Here is a 24,183-nt window from a genome sequence, read left to right on the forward strand (position 1 = left end):
TTAGGCCTTTTAGGTTTTAGCGTTTGATAATATTAATTATATAAGTGATACGCTAGAAATAGTGTTAAACCATAACCGACTGTGTAGCAAAGGCTAAGGGCGGGCACATATTTAAGGTAACTGACAAAAGTGAGCTCTTTTACCTTACTCATAGCAATAATACCCGCAGCTGAACCAATCACTAATAAAGAACCGCCCACACCTACCGCATAAGTGAGCCCTAACCATTCAGGTGTGTTGAGTACAGGTTCAGCTTTCAACAATGCAGCCGTTAGTGGCACGTTATCTAATAACGCTGAGCCAATACCTGCAATAAAGTTAGAGATATTTGGGTCGTATTGGGCATAAACTTGAGCGAGCAAATCAAGGGTACCAATCTCTTTAAGCATGCCGACCAGTAGTAAAATCCCTAAGAAAAATAGCAAAGTGTCATATTCAACTTGGCGAATATACTCAAGGATCTGCAGCTCTTCTTTATCACTTCTCGTTGTGTGTCCCACTAAAAACATCACTGAAAGACCAGTTAAGAAGGTTAAAACTGGCGGAATACCAAATAGGATATTCAGTGCCATAGTCATGACAATAGTACTAAAGAAAATCACCGCAATTAGCACATCGACCGCACCTACTTGCTGGGTAATAGGGCTGGTACTGACTTCGCCTTCAGCCTTTAATGAAAACAATACAGCTAATAGCATGACACTGATAGCTGCTGGTACAAATAGCATTAATAGCTCAGACATGCCTACATGGCCGCCAAGAAAGATCATTAAGGTGGTGACATCTCCTGTGATTAACGCGACACCACCAGAGTTAACGGCAAAGATAATTAGCACGGCCATACGCCTGCGGATCTGTTTGTCTAATTTAAAGCTGGTGAGTAAACCAAGTGAGACTAAAGTTGCGGTAACATTGTCACAAATTGCGGAGAGCACTAAGGAAAACAGCGCAACTTGGAGCATTAGCATGCGCACGGAGACTCGCTGCGGGAAAAGCTTTTGTACTAAGATTTGGATCATGCCTTTGGCATTGAGGTAGGCTACAAATGTCATTGTCGACATTAAAAATAGCCAAAGAGTAGCAATTTCTAACAGATTTTCATTAAGTTGATGTTCAACTATTTTTTCATGACTTGGATCGCCAGCAGCCATAAATAACGTGATCCAAGAGATACAGCCAAAGAACAGGGTGGTTTTTGCTTTATTAAGGTGGGTGATCTCTTCAAACACAATACTTAATAGAGCCAGTACCGCGAGTGAAATTAAAAATGCGTACAACATAGGCTTACTCACAAAGGTAATGTTATGGCAAACCGAATCTGAACTTAGCTGCCAATTTAAGTTTATTTTAAGGTTGAACGGCGAGATCAAACCACAGTGATGCTGTGATAACAACTGTTAACCAGATCTGATTTTGTGAATAAGTGTGATTCAAGACTGTTTTGAGGTATGTTTTATGGAGTTTTAAACTGAATCGGTCAGCTTTGTTAGTTATAAATTCTATCGTGGTTAAGCTGTTGCTAATTTTATAGCACTTACTAACGAAATGAGTATAAAACGGAAAATAATTAAGGGAGAAAGATTCGTTTGCGGTTGTTTGGCGAAATTAGCTATGACGCTTTTGAGGGCAGCGGATATAAAAAAGGAACACTAATAAGTGTTCCTTTGATGTTTTAGCTATTAGGTTTTTAGGCTCTCAACCTCAACCTAATTAAGCCTTTGCAAGCTTAGCAAATACGCGGTCCGCTGCAGCAAGAGTTGCTTCAAGTTCTGCTTCGCCATGAGCCAGTGATAAGAAACCAGCTTCATAAGCACTAGGTGCAAGATAAACCCCTTCATCAAGCATCATGTGATAGAACTCAGCAAATAATGCTGTATCACACTTAGTCACTTGAGCGAAGTTAGTTACCGTCTCTTCGCTAGTGAAGAAGAAACCGAACATGCCACCAACGTAGTTGATTGCCATTGGAATGCCGTGCTTGTTAGCAGCCGCTTTAAAGCCTTCTGCAATGTACTGAGTCTTAGCTGCTAGTTGCTCGTAAACACCTTCTTCACAAAGGGCTTCCATTTGTGCAAGGCCCGCAGACATCGCAATTGGGTTACCAGATAACGTACCTGCTTGATAAACCGGACCCGTTGGTGCGATAAATTGCATTACGTCTTTACGGCCACCGAAAGCACCAACTGGCATACCACCACCGATAACTTTACCTAAGGTTGTTAGATCAGGTGTGACGCCGTAGTGACCTTGTGCACCGCTCTTAGATACGCGGAAACCTGTCATAACTTCGTCGATAATCATGAGTGCGCCGTACTGATCACAGATAGCACGTAGACCTTGTAAGAAACCATCGATTGGAGGAATACAGTTCATGTTGCCAGCAACTGGCTCGATGATGATACAAGAGATCTCTTCTGGGTATTGTTCGAAGATAGCTTTAACAGAGTCAAGGTCGTTGTAAGTTGCAGTTAGGGTGTGCTTAGCAAAATCTTCAGGAATACCTGGAGAGCTTGGTTGACCAAGAGTAAGTGCACCAGAACCTGCTTTTACTAGTAGACAGTCAGCGTGGCCGTGATAACAGCCTTCAAACTTAAGGATTTTGTCACGGTTAGTGAAACCACGAGCCAAACGAATTGCGCTCATTGTTGCTTCAGTACCAGAGCTCACCATACGAACTTGCTCCATTGAAGGAACCATTTCGATTACTTTCTCAGCCATAGTGACTTCAAGTTCAGTTGGTGCGCCAAAAGATAGACCGTTTTCAACCGCTTTTAATACCGCTTCACGGATCTTAGGATGGTTGTGGCCTAAAATCATTGGGCCCCAAGAACCTACGTAGTCGATGTATTTTTTGCCATCAGCGTCAAAAATATAAGCACCGTCTGCTTTTTCGATAAAACGAGGTGAACCGCCTACACCAGAAAATGCACGTACTGGAGAGTTAACGCCACCTGGGATGGTCTTTTTAGCTTGTTCGAATAGTTCGTCAGAACGAGTCATTTTTAATCCTTAAATTTGTAGCCGACTTAGCAATCAGCTTTTCGTGAATACCAGTTAACAGGGCGTTCGTACTGCTCAAGTTGAGCATCAACGCCTAATGTTAGTGCAAACAGCGCCATGCGGATCAGCAAGCCATTATCAGCTTGTCTAAAGATAGCTAGATTTGGGTGATCGTTTAGATCATTGTCCAATTCATTTGCTTGCTCACGAGAGTCTCGTGGCAGCGGGTGCATGATCACAGTGTTTGACTTGCAATGCTGTGTATAAATACTTTGGTTTAAACGGAACTTACCACGGTATTTGTTCGCTTCTTCTTGAGAAGGGAAGCGTTCTTCTTGAATACGCGTCAGATAGAGTATATCAGCACGGTCTAAATTTCCTTCAAGCTGATCTGTTATTGTGATCTTATGACCAGCATTTTCAATGTCACTGATCACAGAGTCAGGCATTGCTAACTCTTTTGGTGATACGAGTGTGAAGTTGACATCTTTATACATGCATAACAAGCGGGAAAGAGAGTGAACAGTGCGGCCAAACTTCAAGTCGCCAACCATAGCGATATGCATGCCGCTAATGTCACGACCACCAGCAGCCAACTCTTTTTGAATGGTGAATAGGTCTAAAAGTGCTTGAGTTGGATGTTCGTTGGCACCATCACCACCATTGATCACTGGTACGCGGCTGCCTTTGGCAAAATCACGTACAGAGAAAGAGTCAGGGTGACGCATAGCAATCACATCAGAGTAGCTAGAAAGTACACGGGCGGTATCGTATAGCGATTCACCTTTTGAAAGTGACGAAGACGCCATACCTACAGTTTCATTAACTCTGCCGCCAAGCAAACTAAAGGCGCTGGCAAAGCTGACACGGGTACGGGTGCTAGGCTCGAAAAACAGGTTGCCTAAAACAGCGCCATCTAAAACTGTGGTGCGTTTTTGTCTTAAAGCATAAGGGGTCATGCGGGTAGCAACAGAAAAAACTTTTTCAACGGCTTCCAAATCTAATTGGTTTACCGAAAGGATATGCGAACCTTGAAACTGAGTCATCAGCCTATATTTCCAATTTCTGAGGGGCGTTAATAGCAAAGCTATTGCCCGAATTTATGTAGGGTGGCTGAGGCGGCACTATAGCAGAATCTAATGGCTAGATAAATAATACAAGCACAGAACATTGGATTAAATCATGCCGATTTTAGACTTATATACGTAGGCAGAAACATTCTGTTGCCGCTAATTTTGCGAAAACCTTGCCAAAGAGTGTGTTGACGGGTAAAACTGCGCATGACTTATCATATTTTCGATGCACAACAATACATTTGGAAGGCTTAGTTTGGACCATTTTATTTGGAATATCGATCCCGTAGCGATTAGCGTTATGGGGTTAACTGTACACTGGTACGGCATCTTATTTGCGTTGGCAATTGCCTCTGGTTTTCAAGTGATGAAACGCATTTATATTAAAGAAAGTCTACCGGTTGAATCATTAGACAACCTGTTAATGTATTGCGTTGTGGGCATTATTGTTGGTGCGCGTTTAGCCCATTGCTTGTTTTATGACCCAGCTTACTATCTAAGTAACCCAATAAAAATACTCGCTATTTGGGAAGGTGGCTTAGCCAGTCACGGCGGTGGTTTAGGGGCGATTTTAGCTCTGTACTATTACCAGCGTCAGGTGAAGTTACCGTTTTTATTCCTGTTAGACAGACTAGCAATTGCCACGGCGATATTTGGCTTCTTTGTGCGCATGGCTAATTTTGTCAATTCAGAAATCCTCGGCCTACCTAGTAATGTGCCTTGGGCAATTGTGTTTGAGCGGGTAGATATGTTGCCGCGTCATCCGGCGCAGTTATATGAAGCCATTGCTTACTTGTCGATTTTTGCCTTGTTGTGGGCTATCTATAAACTGACTGATATGAAGCAAAAGCATGGCGCTATTTTTGGTTTATTCCTAGTGCTAGTGTTTAGTTCTCGCTTCTTAATTGAAATGGTGAAAGTGAAGCAAGCGGTGTACGCCGATACGTGGACATTCAGTGCAGGCCAGTTACTGAGTATTCCATTCTTAGTTGTGGGAATAGTACTGCTTATTTTGCCTTATGCGAGAAAGGCGAAAGCATAACGTTTACAAAGATCAATTAATACAAAGCCGTTAGCGTGTGCTAACGGCTTTTTTATTGGTTAGTTTTTAATTCTATATGATAACAGGGTTAGAACGGCAAGCTAAAACCTACTGTTGCCGTGCGCCCCATGCCTTTAAAATAGCGGGTATCTTTGCCTACAGTCTGCGAGTAATAAGTGTAATAGTCTTCATTTAATAGATTTTGTATTCCGATACTTAATGTGCCGCTGTATACCGGAATGGCAATTGATGCATCAACTGTGGTGTAACCATCAAAGTTTGCGTATACATTGTTATTCTCGTCTTTAAAGTCTTTATCCATATAGAAATTAGCTTGAATACGAGTCGAAATATCGTTGTCGAAATTGTGGTTCCAGAATAGGTTAATACGATTTGGAGAGATATTGGCGCCGTCGAGATCTGTATCTACACTCTGGTCACCATTGGAGTCGTATTCACCATTTTGAATGGCAAGGTTGACTCCAACATCATCATTATCACCAATATAGGCTGTAACGCTGGCTTCTATTCCTTCAATTAAGCTTTTCTCACGTTTAATTACAAATGAACCGCTACCATCTCCTTTGTCGACCATACGTGCACCATAGTCACTTGAGGAGCGGTAATAAGCTATCTTAGAGGTAAAATACTCTCCTTGATAGTCTGCGCCAAATTCAATGTTGTCAGTAACAATAGGATCGAGTGCGAGGGTATCTTCAATGCTTGGATTCGGTCCTTGGAAGTTATCGCCATCGCGCAGGACTCGTCCTACATCTGGCATACCAAAGCCTTGATTAAAGCTAGTATAAACCCGCAGTGCAGGGGTTATTTTGTAAGACGCACCAATATTAAAGAGTGTTTCATTAAAATCGGGGCTACCGCCTTCAACATATTTGTTCCCGTAACCATACATGGTTTTGTAGTCATCGACATTAAGCTTGGCATACTCATAACGCACACCACCAGAAAGGGTTAGGTTTTCAATGAGATCATAATCTAGTTGCGCAAATGGTGCGATATTGTCATAGGTGCTTTCCGGTACCCAAGATACGCCGCTCATCACCATATCTTGCTCAGTCGTGTCGCGAAACACATCTAAACCATAGGCAATACTAACGCCAGAATCAGCGATATTATTTGCCATCAGAGAGGCCTTCATGCCCCATTTTACAGACTTGTTTCGTGATTGCTCATAGTAAAGAGATTCACCGTTGGTGCCGGTTCCACATACGGTAACTTGATCACTGCCTTCCATGCTTGGGTCATAAAAGTCAGACCAACAACCGCCACCATAGACAGCTTCAAAGTTTTGATTAAAAAACTGTAAGTTAAGCTGTTGGCCAGCAACATCTTCATGGGTATAAGTTAAACTCGTTGTCGTGACTTGATTATTTGCAGCGTCCCAAGGTTGTTCTTGTTTGATGGCGCCAGTCGGGATGTCATTTTCTTTATCGCCTGTCACGGCCATATAGTCGCCATTGTTTTCCATGTTGTAATGGTTAACCATTAACTCAAGGCGTGAGTTGTCAAAGTTATGTCCAAGCTTGATGAAGAAGTCCATACTTTGGCTATCCATTGATTCGCCTTGGGTGGTATCGACACCAATCATGTCATCATTTGCATCGTAATAAACACCGTTATTACGATAGCTTACCGCGCCTATCATATCTAAGTGCTCTGATTCACCCGAGAAGCTATAGCTGGTACCAAAACTCACGCCATCAGACTCAAGGTTGTTGGGTACCGTGACATCAAAACTGACATGGTGCTCACTATCACCACTGGGCTTTTTAGTTATGTAGTTAATAATACCGCCTTGAGCACCAAGTCCGTGCATCGCATTGGCGCCGTGTATGATTTCAATACGTTCTATCATGGCTGGATCAATGGTTTGCCCTGAGCGGCCACCACTTCTAAGAGGGTTTGATTGGGGAACACCATCAATCATAATTAGCGGCGTCCTACCGCGTAAAGTCTCACCAGTATTACTCATTTTCTGGCGGCTAGGCGAAAAGCTTGGCGCCAGATTACCGATAATAGTTGAGAGGTCTTGAGTGGTTCTAAGTTGTTCATTTAACTGCTCTTGGTCGATAATCGTTACCGTGTTCGGTATCGCGCTGACCGGCTTATCCATTCGACTTGCAGTGACAGTGATGACTTCGATATCGCTGTCTTGTGCGACAACTAAGTTTGGAGTAATCGCGGCTGTGATTGATAGCGCAATAATGGAGTTCTTAAACTGCATGAAAGATCCCGTTTAAGTGGAAACACTGTTATGTTTTATGTTTCCTTCCATTGGAAATTGGTTCCTAGCGTGTTTACCCACAAATGTAAATGATAATGATTAGTGTTTTTCAGGGTAAAGCTGGGGATAAGTGATGTCCATGCTAAGTGCAAACATTGTACTGCAGATCTTTTGAAGTGTGAGATAGGTCTCTATGTATGTAACCCTCGTGTTGCAGTTAAGGTTTTATTAAGCCTTTATTATCTATTTAGTTACATTTGATGCAGTATTGCTGAGTTTTTACCCTGTAGCCCTAGTTTGCAAGTAATAAAAAGTAAGGTATTTAACTGTTTAATTAAATACCTTATGTGAATGCTGCTGTTACTTAGTCAGGTCTAGGGATTAAATGCAGCGGCGCAGCGTCACTTAAATAAGCTTCATCGACTTGATCTAGCTTGTTGTAGCTAATCATCTGCCGTATGCCATCAATATAGGCTTGGCCGCGTTCAGAGTACTTATCTAAGGTGCCAGCGAGTTCCATGCCTGTTATTGGCTTATTTTCTGCTCGCAGTTTTGCGCGTAACTCTCGAAGCTTTTTATAGGCGTTATTGGTATTAAGGTTAAGCATGTAGCCCTCAACAGAGGCGAGGGGCGTGTCAAAGCGGGCTAAGCCGTAGTTGCCCAGCTCTTTACGTTGTTGTTTGGGGATCATGCCTTTGCCGCTAAAGTCCCACTGACCGAAAAATGCGTTCCCCTCAACGGTAAAGCGCGACGTTGCCCAGCCACTTTCTTCTGCTGCTTGAGCCAGCACCAGCGATGGCGGCATGATATCCACTTCCTCTAACAAGGCTTGCCGTTGTTGCTCTGTCAGCGCTGTGTTGTCGTCTTTGGTTATTTTGTATTTAAAGGCAATTTTTTGCAAAATTGCGTCGTTTAATGGCGCTTCGGCGATAAGTTTACGCTCTAACAAAATGTTCTCGTTGGCAACCAGAATCAGCGGCGCGAGTAAGCGGAAAAACACCATTTTCTTTTGCTGTACTGGGATTTGGTTTGATGTCTTTTGCCAGCGCTCGCTAACCGATTCAAAGGTGAGACGAGGGACTTCTCGGTTACCCTCTTGCCAGCTTTTAGTATTGTAATTGAGAGAATCAAATAGCGTCATTAGCTCGTCGAGGGAGTTGACGCGAATATCTTTGGCGGCTTTGGTTGGGCGCTCGTCTGACACCTTAGTAAAGCTGTTTTGTGTGGCCTCTGAACCTGCTGGTGTAGCAAGATCTTTAGCTGCTACTTTCTCGGTATTGCTATTGCTGCTGTGTTTCGTAGTGATTTTATCTTGTTCGTTATCAGACGGTTTTTGCTCATTATAGACGACTCTATTGCCGCCGCCTTCTGGATTAAATTGTGAATTAGCGGCATATAAAATGAGCGTTAGGCTAAGCGCTGCAAGGGCAATCAGTGTCTGGGGCTTTTTAAGCATAAACCGTCCTAAAATTTAGGGTATCTTGTTTAAACTTAGCCTAATTTACACTGTTCTTCATTAACAGTTTGGTTTAACGGTATTTGGCTTTTAGTGATGTAGAAAGTAAAAAGCCTAAATGCATATCGGCATTTAGGCTTTTATGAATAGCTGAATTAACAAGTGTTTTGATAGTTTACTTGCTTAGGTCCGACGCAGTTTGCGTTGAATAATAATAAGCAACATCTTTCATTTCTGTTTCAGACAGCATTCCCGCTTGGGCTTGCATTAGCGGATCGCTACGATCACCACGCTTAAACTCAACTAGCTGCTTAAACAAATAAGCGGCTTTTTGCCCTTTGATGTCCGGGTAAGTGGTCATCATTTTTAGCATTGCATCACCATGACAGGCAATACAACGTTGGTTAGCGAGTGCTTCACCTTTGCTTGCATCTGCTTGGTAGTTTAATGTGCTGGCGTCAAGTTTAAGGCCCTTAACTGCAAGGGTGTCTTTAAAAGACGTATCAACATTAGCCATAACAACGCCGACAGATGTAGCCCAGATCAAGCTGGTTGCTAAGACTTGCTTAATAAAACGATTATGCATCTTAACCTTCCTCGCCTGGCATTGGTGGCATTTGCTCGCTATCCAAAGGCTTACGTCTAAAGATCTTCATGTCGATACCTGTCTCATTATAATAAGTTGATAGGTAATCAAGCACAGGATCCCAAGTGTCAGACAAGTCCCACAGGCCTTGGGTATCGACCATCCATTGAATCGTATCGCGCCAAACTTCGCGGTTACCTTTGTTTTGCGGAATAATCAATGAAGTATGGCAAGCATTACATTGATAGTTCACCATCTCCCAGCCCGGTGCCATAATCAGGCCTGACTCAGGATCGACAGGGTAGCTCTTGGCTGTTTCTGCAGCCATAACTGGTGAAAGGCAACTTAAGACAAGCAAGCTTGCCGTAAATAGAGTCTTTGTCATTATACGACCCTTACTGCCACTCGGTGACAGCCATTAAATAGGTAACCTTTCGGGTTCCATTGTGGTTGAACCATTGGCTGAGAGTCGCCTTTGGTATCTGTGGCACGAGCCCAAATCTCGTAGTAACCAGCTTGTGGTAACTTAAGATCGACTTTCCACTGCTGCCACGCGGTTGGGTTCACTGGTTTAGTCAGTGACGCGGTTTGCCAAGTGGTACCGTAGTCGTAACTCACTTCTACTTTGGCTACATCGCGCATACCAGCCCATGCATGACCGCTGACTGAAAGCGTCTTGCCCAACTTCATTTCGCTACCGGTTTGTGGCGAAGTGATTAACGACTTAACAATCATCTCTTCGATAATCTTAAAGTCTTTATTTGCGACTTTCTCACCTGGAGCAACTGGGAATTTTGGCACTTGGTAAGCAGGGGCTTCCATTTTCTTGCCATCGTGTACGCGGTCACGAACACCCATACCTGTTGCACATTTTTGAGAAACAGAGCCTGGACGGCCACCAAATACGATACGTAGCGGGTAACCGTGCATGTATGGAATGTCTTCGCCGTTCATGCCCCAAGCAATCATGCCGTTTTCATTCATGGCAGCATCGATTGGCACACCGCGCGAAATTGCAGCGCCTTTACCACTAATGTGCTTATCTGCACCATAGTGAGCGGTATATACCGCATCGCTTTTCACGCCACAGTCAGCTAGTACGTCTTTAATCAGTACGCCGGTCCATTCCGCGCAGAATACCGCAGTATTACTCCACTGGTTACCCTTGGCATTTGGATAGAAGTTCTCACGGCTATTACCACCACATTCAAGTACTAACTGTTGAGTGTGGGTTTTGAATTTCTTTTTCAGTTCAGCAATGGTGTAGGTTTTTGGGGTTTCGATTGATTCACCGTCAACGGTAAATTCCCAAGTATCAGGATCGATTTTGTCGAATTCTGGCATTTGACCATTCCAGCGGATAAAGGCTACATCAGCTGGGGTTTTAACTGGGGCAAGTAAATGCTCAGGTGGGAAGGCATTTAGCGGGCTTGAGTTTAATACTTTAAAGTGACTTGGTAAGTCATCAACGTTTTTCCATTTAACCGCAGATACGTCCATTGGTTCAATACCGTCTGGGCGGTTTGATGCAAAGGCCCAGTTAAGCGGCAGCATGGCTGTTACAGAGGTCGCCGCAGCGCCCTTTAAAAATTTACGTCTATCGATAGCCATTAGTCTTGCTCCTTCCCGGTATTGAAATAAACTGCCATTGCTTGCATTTGCTCTTGTGTTAGCAATTTAGCAACTTTACTCATCGTTTGGTCTTGGCGTTTATCTGCTTTAAAGTTTTTTAGTTGTCCAACCATGTACTGCACGTTTTGCCCCTTCAAATTAGGGATTGAGTCGAATTCATTGCTCCCATCAACTCCATGACATGCGATACACATGTTGAGCAGCTTTTGATAGTCCTCTGCGAATGCTTGGCTGCAAAACCCAACCATTGATGCAGATATCACGACTAGTGCTGCTATTTTATTTTTTAATACACTCATTAGGTGCCCTTATCGGGTAATGTTATTTACGTTTGGCCAGTAGCGACTTCAAAAGAACTCGCCTTATCTGTGCATAGAGCTTGATAGTGCGTTTACCAAGTCACGACCCTGCAACGTTTTTTTATCAAGGCCAACAGATGCATCTTTTCGTTTTGTCGCAAAAGAAGGCGATTGAGTTCGTAAAACTACAGAAAAGTGTGACCGTTAGCCTGTAAAAAATTCTAAAAAGTTGTGAAACAACCTAATTTTTAGAACGATTTTTTGCGAATCTAGTGTTTAACAAACTAATTATTGGTGTTGATGAATTTGTGGTGTGATTGTTGTTTGATTATTGGGCTATGGTATTGAATATGCTGGATTTAGGTTGTACTGCTATGTTTGGCTGATAATTTAGCCACCATGTTTATTTGTTGAACACCTATCTTGTTAAGCTTTTGCAGTGGTAGGCTGGTGGACTAAGTCACCTTGATTTTAATAATATGTTTAATCTTGGCGTTTTTTAAAGCAGGCACACTGAACATTAACAACCAAGGCGAGAAGTTAAATCATGCCTGAACTGATCTTCATTTCGAAAATACTCGTGTCTATTTTTATACTTGGCCTGAACGGATCTCTTTCTGCAGCGTCATCCAGTTAATCACTCCTACGATATTTTTTGGTGATTGCTGATAGATATACACCTCGCCGCGGCGCTCTTTGGCTAGCAATAGGTACACTTCGTTTAAGGTTGCTGTATCAGCTAGCCCCTGCACCGGATGCCTTGTCAGTGTGCTGTCTTCATCGCGGGTTTGTAATTGCAGTTGCAACATCTCAATTTCACCACTACCGTTACGCACCAACACTGAACGTCCCTCTGCGCGCTTAAGCACTTCTAACAGTAGCTGGTCGTTATCATTAACTATCACAAAGCGTTTATCCATTAGGTGGCGAACCCCGACCTTTTGTAGGCCAAGATTGACCGGGGCGACTTTATAGCCTAAGCCCATAATTTCTAATTGTTTGAAGAAAATCGACTTAGTTTTAAACCCTTGATGGGAAATCAAAAATGCCGGGATAACCACAAACATTGAGGGTAGGATGATCGAGGCGTTATTGGTGAGTTCAATTAACGCCACAAGAGCCGCGAGAGGCGCACTTAAGCAAACGCCCATCATCCCAGTCATGCCTATGATGGTATAAAGGCCGATATAGGGCGCAATACTTGGAAAAAATATTGCGCTGATCAAAGCCAATATTGTGCCGAGTAATGCGCCAATGCCATATAGTGGGCCGATTAATCCGCCGGGGATCCCAAGGCCTATGGCTGCAATTGTCGCAATTACTTTGCCAATTAATATGGCGAATAAAAATAAAATACTCGGATGCTGATTGATGGTTTCTGCAATGGCAAGTTCACCACTACCAATAGCTTGTGGCAACACTAAACCGACTAAGGTTGTTATCGCTCCGGCTAATAGCAGCCGGTTAAGCAAAGGCCATTTTTGGCCTATTGCAGTTACTTTAAGCAAACTAGTATTAAAGAAAGCGGCAACACAACCCAGTATTACTCCAAAAATAGCCAGTAGCGGATATTGGCTTAGGGGAATGACTTCAGCGCCAATTTGCTCAAATTCGTGCACGTCACCAAATACCATCTGACTGGTTAAGGCACCGCAAATAGCCGACAGCATAATAGGGAAGAAGTAGTGGATCTTGTATTCGCGCAGCACGACTTCAAAGACAAAGATAACCGCTGCAAGTGGAGCGTTAAAAATGGCTGCGATACCTGCGGCGATACCACTGGCACACATTACTCGCACGCTATTATCGGGCAAGCGAAATTTCTCGGCTAATACGCTGGCGCTGACTGCGCCTAAATGAATCGCTGGACCTTCTCGACCTACCGAGAAGTTGGTAGCCAGTGCAAACAAGGCTTGAAAGAATTGACCGGGAGCAGATTGCAGTGGGATTTTGCCGTAATGCAGCTTCATTCTGTGGATCACATAAGCTATACCCATACGTTTATAGCGCTGAGATCCCATTTTTGCGACACCCCAGATTAAAAATGAACCTAAAAGCGGTAATAATACTCGCCAGTCATCGATGATATCCGTAAAATTCAGCTCTTGGGTTTTGGTGAAGGTGTCGCACCAAACCAGAAGTAAACGGAAAAGAAGAATGACACCAGATGCAAATAGCGCAAACAGCAGCGCAAGCAAACACAACTGCACACTCACCTTAGATTGAGACAGTATGTCTTTAAGGTCGCTGTGAAAGTACTTTTGAAATTGCGCTCGCTTGTTAACAATTGCTTGGTGCACAGAAATTTCCAAAATTTTGTTTGTCACATTGGTGGACAATGTAAGCTTTTTTATTAAGGGACTGTTACTTAATGTCAAATTATCATCGTTGGGTCGATCGCATGCAAGTGGTTGAACGACAAATTAGACCCTCAAGTGTTTATTTATTGTTTTTAGTCCTGGTAGCGTTTGTTTTAGGTGGTTTAAGTTACGATCTTGCAAAGCAACATTATTTACCGAAAGCGGCAGTTAAGCTTGATAAATCTGAACAATATATCGCGCAATTACAGGAACAAGCGCAGACGCTAGCGGCGCGCAATATTGAGCTGGCGGTTGAGCGAGAAGCTAACGGCAACATGCAAGCTATGTTTGTTGAACAAAATGCTAAGAATAATGAATTAGCCCGAGAATTGGCCTTTTACCGCAGTGTGATGGCACCAGAAAATAGTGCTGATGGTGTGGCGATTAATGGCCTAGAACTAGCACCAAGTATTGAGCCGCGTCAGTATCGTATCAAGTTAGTACTGACTCAGTTAGAGAAGCGTAAGCGTTCACTAGCAGGGCGCGGTGAAATTACATTAGTGGGTTTACAAGACGGCAAAACCGTTAACCTTAAACTGGCAGATTTGACTGACGACTCGTTTAAATTCAAATTTAGGTATTTTCAGATCTTAGATGGCGAATTTACATTGCCAGAAGGCTTTAGCTTATCTAGAGTGAAGGCCAAAGTGATTGTTCCTGCCAGCCGTTGGACCAAGGGCTCACAAACCGAACAGGAATATAGCGCACAAGATTTACTTGTGGATGAAAAAGAGCAGGGCATATTACTTGAACAAAATGGTCAGGTATTAGATAATTCTGCACAGCAAACAGATGTAAGAGGTAGTAATGACTGAACAAGCTGAAGATGCTTTGCCAATCCGTTTTACTGATGCGGCGGCTTCAAAAGTAAAAACCTTGCTCGATGAGGAAGAAAATGACGCACTTAAGCTACGTGTATACGTAACAGGTGGCGGTTGCTCAGGTTTCCAATATGGCTTTACGTTCGATGAGAAAGTAAACGAAGGCGACTTCACGGTAGAGAAGCAAGGTGTTCAGTTGGTCGTTGACCCAATGAGCTTACAATACCTTGTTGGCGGCGAAGTAGATTATACGTCTGGCCTTGAAGGTTCGCGTTTCTTCGTTAAGAACCCTAATGCAACAACAACTTGTGGTTGTGGTGCAAGTTTCTCTGTTTAATTGATATTGATTAAGCACTAAAAAAGCCGTCTTATGACGGCTTTTTTGTGCAATAAACTCAGGTATCGATGTTTAACGCATGATATTAAGGTTTATTGCGCGGCTAAAGTAGCGGCTCACCTTAGGGGTAAAGGCTATCCAAACTTGTACAAATGATATGATGATAAGTACGCCAAATACAAACCAATCAGGTAGTTGCATACTAAAGCTACCAATGGCATAGCTAGATGGCTCAGAAGGCACCATGTTATCTGGATCTTGCAGCACTATGGGCAAGGCACTCGCGATGGCTAATTGCAGAGAGGTATAAACTCTTAGCATTAGCAAGCCAGCTTTTTGTTTACCGATAATTGCTAGCACCATAAACAGAGTTAAGATACAAAATAGCACGCCTTGTTTAGCCATTAAGCCACTAATAGAAATCACCACTAAAAAGATGAGCAGGGCGATAAGACGCTTGGGCATGTTGATTTTTTCAGTTGGGGCTTCTGCGGTGCTATTAGAGGTTTGAGTATCGTGGGAGCTATTGCTAGTTGCAGACTTTTCGGGGATGACAGGCTTTTCACTATCCACTTTTTTATTCTCTTTTTAGTTTTATTAGCAGATAAAAAGACCAAGATGGCAAGCGAATATGGCCTGCCATCAAAGGGTCTTGATAATTAGTGGCGCTTTTTAGGAGCTAAACGTTCTTCTAGCTCATAAGGTGGGATCACTACACCTAGATCATCTTGTACTGGGAATACTGCAACGAATAAATCATCATCTTGCATGCCTGGAACCCAACGCTCTAACCATTCATCAACAGGAATCGCTAAAGTTTGGCAATCAGCCCAGTCGTCCACAGCCCATGAAGCAGCAGCTTCTTCAGTTGGCCACATAGGAATACAATCTTCCTCTTCTGTGGTCAACATAACACAACCGTCTAAATCCTGTAATGACCACAATGTTTTGTGTTCTTTCACTTGTTCAACTAGGTAGTCGTAACGAGCTTCTGGCGTCATTTCAGTAACTTGCTTAAGTGTTTTGCTTTTGTTGCTCATGGTTTACATCTCTTAATAGTAAATGAGGCGAGCCTAGAAATAATCAAAGCGCGCCGATTGAGACGGATAATAACATCTAGGTGACTATTGAAAAAGAAAACAGAGCTTAATTAAGCTCTGTTATTTTGCTTGTGACCTATTCTTTAGCATCAAAGATTTTGTAAATACCGCCGGCGATAATGGCGCCGATTATGGGAGCAACCCAAAATAGCCATAGTTGCGAGGTAGCCCAATCTCCAACAAAAAGAGCGGGGCCTGTGCTACGGGCTGGATTGACCGAAGTATTAGTCACTGGAATACTGATCAAGTGAATTAGGGTTAAGCCAAGGCCAATAGCAATTGGCGCAAAACCTTTAGGTGCCCGTGAATCGGTTGCACCAAGAATGATGATTAAGAAAAACATCGTCATTACGATTTCACAAATTAGCGCCGCAGTTAAACTGTAGCCTCCTGGCGAGTGATCACCATAGCCGTTTGATGCAAACCCAGCAGATAAACTAAAGCCATCTTGCCCTGATGCGATAAGGTATAGAATGCCTGCACCGGCGATGCCTCCGGTAACTTGAGCAATAATATAAGGCAGTAATTCTGACGCTGGGAAGCGACCACCGGCCCACAAACCGATAGAAACCGCAGGGTTGAGATGACAACCCGAAATATGGCCAATAGCGAAGGCCATAGTCAGTACCGTTAAGCCAAATGCGAAAGCAACACCGAGCAAGCCGATGCCGACTTCTGGAAATGCTGCAGCTAAGACGGCACTACCACAACCACCTAATACTAGCCAAAGTGTGCCGATAAACTCGGCAGTCATTTTTTGCGTCATATTCATATAACAGTTCCTTGTGCTTTAAATTAGCGGCTTAGTTATTGTTGCGCGCTAACATTAAAATAAGACATTGTTACTTCTTTTGTAGCTAGATAAGTCGTTAGCTAAATATACTCTAAACTCAATGGATTGCTAAATAAGTAGCCGTTTAAGTTAATCTTTATCTGCACAGTTAGTAAAGTGAACTTTTAGTTTACTGGCTTGATAGTTACTCGGATTAGAACGAAGAAGTCTGCTTATAGCCCTCGTCTTGTACCATTTGAATCAAGGTTGCCGCGATTTCGGTATTGTCTTTATGCCCTCTAAAGTACAGTGCACCTTTGCCGTAGGCGTAAACGGGTACGTCGATTGCGTCATGACCTCCGGTTGTCCATCCAGTATAGGTCAATTTATCAATAGCTTGCTTTAGGTCGTCGGTGATGTGTTGCTCTGCTTTATGCTGAGTGAGACGTGAATTTAATTTCCAACGCAAACTATCGAGTTTTTTATCTTCGATATCGATACTGATATGTGGACGTAAAAAAGTGCTAAATGTATTTAAATCATTTAGTACATCAGGTGTGTTAATAATCAGTTTGGAAATGGTACGAGGTAAGCTGTGTACCTGATGCAGTAATTGGCCTTGCCATTGATATGTGCCATCTCTGCCAAGGGTTAGGCCGCCTGTTGAATGGTCGGCGGTTGCAACTAATAGCGTATCTGGATTGGCATCGACATAACGCTTGGCGAGTTCAAGTGTTTTGCTAAAGTCGTGCATTTCAGTCATAGCGCAGGTGATATCGTTACTGTGGCCGCACCAATCAATTTGACTTGCTTCAACCATTACAATAAACGGCGCATCTTGTTTGCTTAATAAATCTAGCGCTTTAGCTGTCATCGTCGTCAGCCTTAAAGGATCATCGCTTTCTATGGCTGAAGCTAGGCCTTTAGGGGCGAATAATCCAAGAGCGGGCAAGTTATCAATACTGTTCAACTCGCTGAGTTTACTGACATATTGGTAACCTAAGTCTTGAAAATCTTGAGTTAAGTTCTTATCTTCTCGAACAAAATACTGCGTACCTCCACCTAACATAAGATCCGCGACTGGACGTTGCTGGATAAGGTTAGTTAAATAACTATCTGCTATTTGGTCGTAGTTACGACGGCTTTCATTGTGAGCTAGAAAACTTGCCGGTGTCGCGTGATTGATTTGTGAGGTCACGACAATAGCGGTGTTTTTGCCTTGAGCTTTAGCTATTTCAAATATGGTTGGAAAAGAGCCGTGCTGGTGATCAACTGCAATCGCGCCATTATAAGTTTTATAGCTGGTGGCAAGTGCGGTTGCCGCAGCAGCGGAATCGGTGACATAAGTGTCATCATCAGGGTAAGTGCTCGACATACCTACAAGCAGTTGATCGAAAATGGTTTTCTCAACTCTGTTAGTTTGAGGGTTATCACTGTAATAGCGGTATGCTGTTGTGTAGGCTGGCCCCATACCATCACCAATTAAATAGATGATATTTTTAGGCAGATACTCAGCAGCGATTACGGGAGAGAATGGGTCTGTATCTGTTTGGGTATGCACTTGTGAGTCGATGAGCGAATTAACGTCTTGGTTTTGCGCGATGGCAATATTTGCTAACAAGCCTGAAATAAGGCCGCATGATAATAGTGCCGAACAAACCGTCTTTATTGGAAAAGAATTTGCCGAGTTTGTCATAGGTGTAGACTCCTATTTCTATGTAATTGTTTTTAGACATTGCAATCACCACTGTTTCTCGATCACTTTTATATGTAGCAGTGGCTCCGCTCTAGATAAGGTGTTGTAAATTGATGAGGCAGTGGCAACTTGGATTAAGTCGCCACTGCTTTTAGCGTGATCGCTTGGATCTGTTCACGATTAATGAAACGTCACTTGAGCTTCATTTAGACCTGGTTGGCCAAAGGCACTATCGCTTTTACCCAATGTTGGCTGTTTAAGGTGTTGCTCAAGCCAGCTTTCTTGCTCCCAGAGCATATGCATAATTGACTCTTTAGCCTTGTAGCTGTGGCTTTCATAGGGGAATGTCACTAGCCGAGCTTGGCCACCTAAGCCACGTATTGCTTTAAACAATCTAGCCGATTGCATTGGGTAGGTTCCTGAGTTCGAGTCCATTTCGCCGTGCATAAGCAGTAAAGGCTCATCGATTTTATCAGCATGAGTAAATGGTGATATTTGCTGGTACAGACTTGGGGCCTCCCAGTAATTGCGTTTTTCATGCTGGAATCCAAAAGGAGTCAGTGAGCGGTTATAGGCGCCACTACGGGCAATACCTGCAGCAAAAAGGTCGGAATGCGCAAGTAGATTTGCGACCATAAATGCACCGTATGAGTGGCCGCCGATAGCAACTCGCTTCCTGTCGGCTACGCCCATATCGACTAAGGTATCGATGGCGGCACTGGCGTTGGCAACGAGTTGATCTCTAAAGCTATCATTCGGCTTTTCGTTGCCCTCACCAATAATTGGCATCGCGACTTTATCAAAAATAGCGTAGCCGTTAGCCACAAATGGAACTGGGCCCTTAGTACTAATATTTTGATATTGGTTGGCTGAATAGTTTACTTGGCTAGCAACCTCTGCATTTTTGTATTCTCGTGGGTAAGCCCACATAAGAACAGGTAAGCGGCCATCACTTTTCTTATAACCAGCAGGCAAATATAAGATCCCAGATAAAGGCTGGCCATCTTTACGAGTGTAGTTAACCAACTGCCTTGTCATCCCCTTGTAGGCATTGAGATTTTGTTTGTTCTCATACAAGTCACGCTCTTGGCCTGATTCGATATTAACCATGACTAATCGAGGCGGGGTATCAGCGGTCTGTCTGCTAATAATTGCGGTTAATGGCTTAAGGTTAACTATGTACTTAATGCTTTCGAGCTGCTTATTCGATGATGACCATAAAGTCTGACTCTCGTTAACCAAAGCGGTATTTTTACTAATAGGCAAGGCTTTTAGAAAAGGCTTGAATCCTTGCGGTGATGCGCCTAAGCCATAGTGTAAAAATGCATTGTTATGTTGCTTTACGACACGCCCGAGTTGCTGGCCATTGACCTTGGCTGGTTGCCTATATAGACGGCCGGGATCTTTATAGCTGTCGCGGATTGCTTTTTGATACCAAAGTGAGAGTTGCTGGTTACTCTTTTCAGTTGTATCTAATAAGCTAACACGCATCTGCTTTTTATCAGATTGGCGTTCGGTTATCACAGCAGTATTCTGCTCTGCCCATTGAATGCTTCTTATCCGCCAAGGCGTTTTTGTCAGCGGCGTTGGCTGTTGATTAAAAGGGGCATTAAGTTGTAATAGCTGATCTCTGTAGGCAACTTTTAGGCGGCTATCACCTTTATCTAGTGCTTGTACAAACGCTATAGTGCTAGGTTTATCTGCGCGCCAGTGGATCATTCGCGGACCTTTTCTTACCGAGTCACTCCCTGGGGCGCGATACTCACTACTCTCAAGGTTGGCGAGGTTTTTTAGCTTAGTTCCATCGCTACTAAATAACTCAACGGTTTGAGCAAAATCATAGTATTTAACCATGTAAGAAAATGGCGGCTTTACGCGTTTGACTAATAAGTATTTATCATCTGGCGATAAACTGTAGCTGATATTAATGGCTGGTTGGCCAATAGCGCTAACATTACCATCTAAATTAATGAAGCTCAGTTGGCTGGTGGTAAGGGCGGAAAACTCAGCCTCATCTTGCGAGTTTTTTAATAAATCTTGATAGGTGCGACGCGGCGCTTTTTTACCTGAGGTTTGGCTGATATTGGGGCTAAAGGTTAATTGAGTATTTGGTTCGATATTTGTTGTTAGCGCGAGGTTGGTAAATATACCTTGGCTATCATTACTCCAGATATATTTAAGCCCTAATGTGGCGTTTAATCGGCTTGGGTTGAGCTTGGTTGTTTGATTCTTTTCGATATCATAAATATAAAGGTCAGCGCTATTTTTATTTAAGCCTACATAGCTTAAGTAGCGGCTATTGGGTGAAAAGTTAACATTTGCAACCTGCATTCCCGTGCGTAGAGGTACATTAATGGTTGCCGTAGTAGCGTCATGCAAATTAACTAACTCTATGGCTAAATAGGTATATTTAATTCGGCTTGGGGTGAGAGAGTCTGTCGATACTCTAAGGCCGGCTAACTTACGTTCGTTGCTTGCTAAGTTCTCAATCGTCAAGTGGCTTCTGGGAGTTAGTACTGCGAGCCATTGTTTATCTTGTGATAAGCGAGTGCTAACATTTTTTGTTTGCTCAACGACATTTTGCAGTGGTTGGCTAGGTAATTGATAGGTGCTGCTTATTGCATTGCTAGTTAATAACTGGCTGCAAATAGCTATCAGGGCAAACTTTAAGAGCGAGCTTCGAGACATTCTTATCTCCTGACATAGAGCTAACTGTAAAAAAAGCGCCCAGAGATGGGCGCTAAGCTTCTGGTGGTGATTGGAGGTTTACACCAGATTAGAACTTTTGTGAGTAGCCAACAAAGAAACTACGACCAGTATTTGAATAGCTACTGTTGTCATCTTCGTAGAAAGGCCAGTCATTATGCTTGTCGTTACGAACGTCATATAAAGGTGGCATTTCATCGGTTAGGTTTTTAACACCTGCGGTGAATTTACCATCCCAGGGTGCATAATATGCCAAGGTAATGTTGACTACTTGATATGCATCTAATGTGTCGGTGTAATCATCTTCTTCATACTCGTCACCATCACTATCTATGAGAGTAAAGGTATCCGTTCCTTTTGCTTCTCCGGTGTAGAAGTAAGCAACGGTTGCACGGAAATCTTGATAGCTCCAGCTTAAGCTGGCGTTACCTTTCCATTTAGGGAAGTAATCGGTTTCAGTCTGCTCTTCAATTTTGCTATCAACACGCTCTTGGTACTCTTTCTTGATTAAGTATGAGGCGGCAACTTTAAACTTAAAATCACCTACAGCAGTTTCTGGGAACTGGTAGTTAAAGCTAGTATCGATACCTTCAGATGCTTCATAAGCGCTGTTAATAGGGCCTTTACGCATACAGGCAATATTTTCAATGCCATCATCATCAAGTTCAGTTAAATAGCCGACAATGTCCATTTCATCGCAGTTATTGTAGTTACCAGTTTGCTTGTACTTAGCTTCATCATCTAACATTTCGTCAGTAGAAATCGTTTTAACTGCACCTTCAAGTTCGATGTTCCACCAGTCAACTGAGATATCTGCATTATCAGTAATGTTTGCCACAAGACCTAAGTTCCAGAACTCACCTTTTTCTTCTTCAAGGTTTATGTTGCCAGAGCTTATACTGCTGTAATTATCTTCATACACTTCATCAGGGATGGTTGGATGTGGATATGAAGTTGAACCGTATGCTCGAGTCAGGCCTGCATATAAGCGGTGCATATCAGGGGCTCTAAAGCTCTTTCCCCAGTTAGCTCTTATCATGACTTCTTCAATAGGGCGGTATGAAAGACCTACTTGTGGTGTAGTTGCGCCATCAACATTTGAATCATCTAAATACTGGTCGTAACGCAGTGCCGCAGATAAATCTAATGATTTAACGCCAGTCATATTAGCTAGAATAGGCACTTGGATTTCACCAGCAACGGCCACGCGGTCGCGATCCCCCTTACCGCCGGTGCCACCCATACCGATTAAACCACCGCTCATGGTAACCTCGTCTAAGGTGTCTTCATAGCTTTCACGCGCCCATTCCGCAGTAGTCGCGAAACCAGCAGTGCCTGCTGGCAGTTCCATTAAATCACCGGTGAATACTGCTTGGAATTGATGCATGCTCGAATCTGAGTTCTTGGTTGAATCAGCGATCAGCATATTAGCTTGTTCTGCTGTCATTTGGCGATTTGGATACCATTTAGAAGGATCGGCATCGTTTGGATCAAAGGTGACAATATCAAGTAGGGCATCAGCTTTAACCATGTGATGGTTTTGCTTCTCATACTTGTTGTAGCTGCTTGACCAAGATAGATCTAATTCATAATCACCTATAGTGCCATCTGCGCCAAATGAGATAGCCGCTTTAGTATTTTGGGTATCATAAGTACGTGGTCCTGGATACTCCTCCATTCTACGAGCCAGGTAGAAGCGGTTGTCATCTTCAAATTCATATTTGTCGTAACTTAGTGCGCCGGTAGCTTCATCTTGGTAAATACTCCTACCAAAACCTTTTTCATCTTTATACTTAGTCGACTCTTTGTAAGAAGCGTTGATCATACCGTAGATCTGCCAGTCATCATTCAAATCATAGGTTGAGTTTAGTACTAGGTTTACCCGATCGTAAGCCGACTTGAGGCCGCGGTCAGCGTACTTATCGTAGTAACAACCGTATTTGTAATCTGGTCGATATATGCCTTTATCTCCAAATAGTTCGCTACATTGTTGCTCATCTAAGTTGACGTATTTCTCGTCGTGATAAACCTTGCTGTAATCGGTAATTCTTGAAGACCAACTTGAAGGCGAAGCATCACCATAAGGGCCCGCGCCCCAGGTAAGTTCTCCATCTTCATTTTCATAGTAAGCAGGGCTATACAGATCATCACGTTGGTAAGTTTGGATCGATTCAACTTTTTTGTATTCAAGCATTAATAAAGTTTGGCTTCGGTCGGTATTAAAACCTTGTAGGTAAGACAGGTCTAGCTGCTCACCACCGCCTTGAGTTGGGTCGGTATACTTAGCAGCGACTTTAGCACCTTCATACCGCTGCTTTAGAATTATATTAACTACACCACCAACCGCATCTGAACCGTAAATGGCTGAGGCGCCACCAGTAAGAATTTCAATACGGTCAACAGCAGCTGTTGGAATATCTGATACATCGACAAAGTTTGAAGTGCCGCCTGCTGCACTAGGGAATGAGGCTTGACGACGGCCGTTAATTAAAACCAAGGTGCGGTTAGCGCCCATACCACGTAGGTTTACTGAGCTAGCACTATCAGTGAAACCATCGCTCTCACCATTAAGTGAGCCACCGGTATTAGCAACTGATGACTGCAGTACTTCTGAAATTGAATTAAGGCCACTATTGGCAATATCATCGGCGGTGATAACGGTAACTGGAGCAACACCTTCAAAGTCGGCGCGCTTAATGCGTGATCCGGTAACTTCGATTTTTTCGATTTCTTCTTTGGCATGTGATTTGTCTGCTGCTTCTGCCGCAAACAAAGTTGTGGGGGTCAGCGCCGCCATGCTGATGGCTAAGCTTATCGCTGAAAGGTTCATGTTAGGTTTCATTTGATTACTGTCCTTTTTTATAATTTTGTTAACGCCTAATCTTGTTTGCGCACGACATCTTCAGATTTAAGCGGATCATTCCAGGGGCAGAAACTGTCGATTTTCCAAATACAATGCAGCTGGTTGTCAACTGAGGTTAGTTGTAAGTAATTTGTTATTTGCGGGCAATGTGCGCAGGGTCGTTTATATGTTGTTTATTTGTCTATTTAATATCTA

General features: G+C 43.2%; 19 protein-coding genes. 3 read left to right on the forward strand and 16 right to left on the reverse strand.

Annotated features, from left to right (window positions below; translation table 11 throughout):
* Positions 1-32: 32 nt before the first annotated feature.
* The 3 genes from nhaD to L2740_RS09730 all read right to left on the reverse strand — a co-directional run bounded on the left by nhaD (position 33) and on the right by L2740_RS09730 (position 4,046).
* The gene (gene nhaD, locus L2740_RS09720; protein ID WP_248949945.1) at positions 33-1,280 is read right to left on the reverse strand and encodes a sodium:proton antiporter NhaD; all 1,248 of its coding nucleotides are present in this window, start codon (positions 1,278-1,280) and stop codon (positions 33-35) included.
* 430 nt (positions 1,281-1,710) lie between these two features.
* Positions 1,711-3,000 (reverse strand): glutamate-1-semialdehyde 2,1-aminomutase, encoded by a 1,290-nt coding sequence (gene hemL / locus L2740_RS09725; RefSeq protein WP_028765970.1) that lies wholly within the window; start codon positions 2,998-3,000, stop codon positions 1,711-1,713.
* Between the two features lie 26 nt (positions 3,001-3,026).
* Positions 3,027-4,046, reverse strand: a complete 1,020-nt coding sequence (locus L2740_RS09730) for an aspartate carbamoyltransferase (protein ID WP_028765971.1) — start codon at positions 4,044-4,046, stop codon at positions 3,027-3,029.
* A gap of 253 nt (positions 4,047-4,299) precedes the next feature.
* Here L2740_RS09730 and lgt point away from each other — a divergent pair, with 253 nt between their 5' ends.
* Positions 4,300-5,115 carry a prolipoprotein diacylglyceryl transferase gene (lgt, locus tag L2740_RS09735; RefSeq protein WP_420833522.1) on the forward strand — a complete coding sequence of 272 codons (816 nt, stop codon included), beginning with the start codon at positions 4,300-4,302 and terminating at the stop codon, positions 5,113-5,115.
* An 88-nt stretch (positions 5,116-5,203) separates the two neighbouring features.
* On the opposite strand, the gene L2740_RS09740 is transcribed toward lgt, so the two are convergent.
* The 7 genes from L2740_RS09740 to L2740_RS09770 form a co-directional block, all read right to left on the reverse strand.
* A complete protein-coding gene (locus tag L2740_RS09740; protein WP_248949948.1) occupies positions 5,204-7,360 on the reverse strand; it encodes a TonB-dependent receptor in 2,157 nt (718 codons plus the stop codon).
* A gap of 364 nt (positions 7,361-7,724) precedes the next feature.
* Entirely contained in the window at positions 7,725-8,816 is a 1,092-nt protein-coding gene (locus tag L2740_RS09745; RefSeq protein WP_248949949.1) for a glucosaminidase domain-containing protein, read from the reverse strand.
* 175 nt (positions 8,817-8,991) lie between these two features.
* Complete coding sequence (locus tag L2740_RS09750; RefSeq protein ID WP_248949950.1) at positions 8,992-9,402, reverse strand: c-type cytochrome; 411 nt, start codon at positions 9,400-9,402, stop codon at positions 8,992-8,994.
* A gap of 1 nt (position 9,403) precedes the next feature.
* Entirely contained in the window at positions 9,404-9,787 is a 384-nt protein-coding gene (locus L2740_RS09755) for a cytochrome C (protein ID WP_248949951.1), read from the reverse strand.
* Positions 9,787-11,013, reverse strand: coding sequence for a sulfite oxidase (locus tag L2740_RS09760; protein WP_248949952.1), 1,227 nt, complete (start codon positions 11,011-11,013; stop codon positions 9,787-9,789). The genes L2740_RS09755 and L2740_RS09760 overlap by 1 nt, the downstream gene beginning before the upstream one ends.
* Positions 11,013-11,333: a c-type cytochrome gene (locus L2740_RS09765; RefSeq protein ID WP_248949953.1), complete on the reverse strand. Its 321-nt coding sequence runs from the start codon at positions 11,331-11,333 to the stop codon at positions 11,013-11,015. Before L2740_RS09765 ends, L2740_RS09760 begins: the two co-directional genes overlap by 1 nt.
* 590 nt (positions 11,334-11,923) lie before the next feature.
* A complete protein-coding gene (locus tag L2740_RS09770) occupies positions 11,924-13,633 on the reverse strand; it encodes a chloride channel protein (protein WP_420833523.1) in 1,710 nt (569 codons plus the stop codon).
* A gap of 71 nt (positions 13,634-13,704) precedes the next feature.
* Between L2740_RS09770 and L2740_RS09775 the strand changes: the two genes are divergently transcribed.
* Entirely contained in the window at positions 13,705-14,508 is an 804-nt protein-coding gene (locus L2740_RS09775) for a DUF6776 family protein (RefSeq protein WP_248949956.1), read from the forward strand.
* Positions 14,501-14,851: an iron-sulfur cluster insertion protein ErpA gene (gene erpA, locus L2740_RS09780; protein ID WP_202288449.1), complete on the forward strand. Its 351-nt coding sequence runs from the start codon at positions 14,501-14,503 to the stop codon at positions 14,849-14,851. The genes L2740_RS09775 and erpA overlap by 8 nt, the downstream gene beginning before the upstream one ends.
* A 72-nt stretch (positions 14,852-14,923) precedes the next feature.
* Here the strand turns inward: erpA and L2740_RS09785 are convergent, their stop codons facing one another.
* The 6 genes from L2740_RS09785 to L2740_RS09810 all read right to left on the reverse strand — a co-directional run bounded on the left by L2740_RS09785 (position 14,924) and on the right by L2740_RS09810 (position 23,967).
* A complete protein-coding gene (locus tag L2740_RS09785; RefSeq protein WP_248949957.1) occupies positions 14,924-15,424 on the reverse strand; it encodes a hypothetical protein in 501 nt (166 codons plus the stop codon).
* 86 nt (positions 15,425-15,510) lie between these two features.
* On the reverse strand, positions 15,511-15,891 hold the full coding sequence (locus tag L2740_RS09790; RefSeq protein ID WP_248468962.1) for a DUF2750 domain-containing protein: 381 nt from the start codon (positions 15,889-15,891) through the stop codon (positions 15,511-15,513).
* A gap of 136 nt (positions 15,892-16,027) precedes the next feature.
* The gene (gene aqpZ, locus L2740_RS09795; protein WP_248949959.1) at positions 16,028-16,723 is read right to left on the reverse strand and encodes an aquaporin Z; all 696 of its coding nucleotides are present in this window, start codon (positions 16,721-16,723) and stop codon (positions 16,028-16,030) included.
* Between the two features lie 214 nt (positions 16,724-16,937).
* Entirely contained in the window at positions 16,938-18,419 is a 1,482-nt protein-coding gene (locus tag L2740_RS09800; RefSeq protein WP_248949960.1) for an alkaline phosphatase, read from the reverse strand.
* Positions 18,420-18,599: 180 nt separating this feature from the next.
* Positions 18,600-21,107: an alpha/beta hydrolase family protein gene (locus tag L2740_RS09805; protein WP_248949961.1), complete on the reverse strand. Its 2,508-nt coding sequence runs from the start codon at positions 21,105-21,107 to the stop codon at positions 18,600-18,602.
* Positions 21,108-21,195: 88 nt separating this feature from the next.
* Positions 21,196-23,967 carry a TonB-dependent receptor plug domain-containing protein gene (locus tag L2740_RS09810; protein ID WP_248949962.1) on the reverse strand — a complete coding sequence of 924 codons (2,772 nt, stop codon included), beginning with the start codon at positions 23,965-23,967 and terminating at the stop codon, positions 21,196-21,198.
* Between the last annotated feature and the right edge of the window lie 216 nt (positions 23,968-24,183).

The sequence above is a fragment of the Shewanella pneumatophori genome, from assembly GCF_023283895.1.
Classification (GTDB): Bacteria; Pseudomonadota; Gammaproteobacteria; order Enterobacterales; family Shewanellaceae; genus Shewanella; species Shewanella pneumatophori.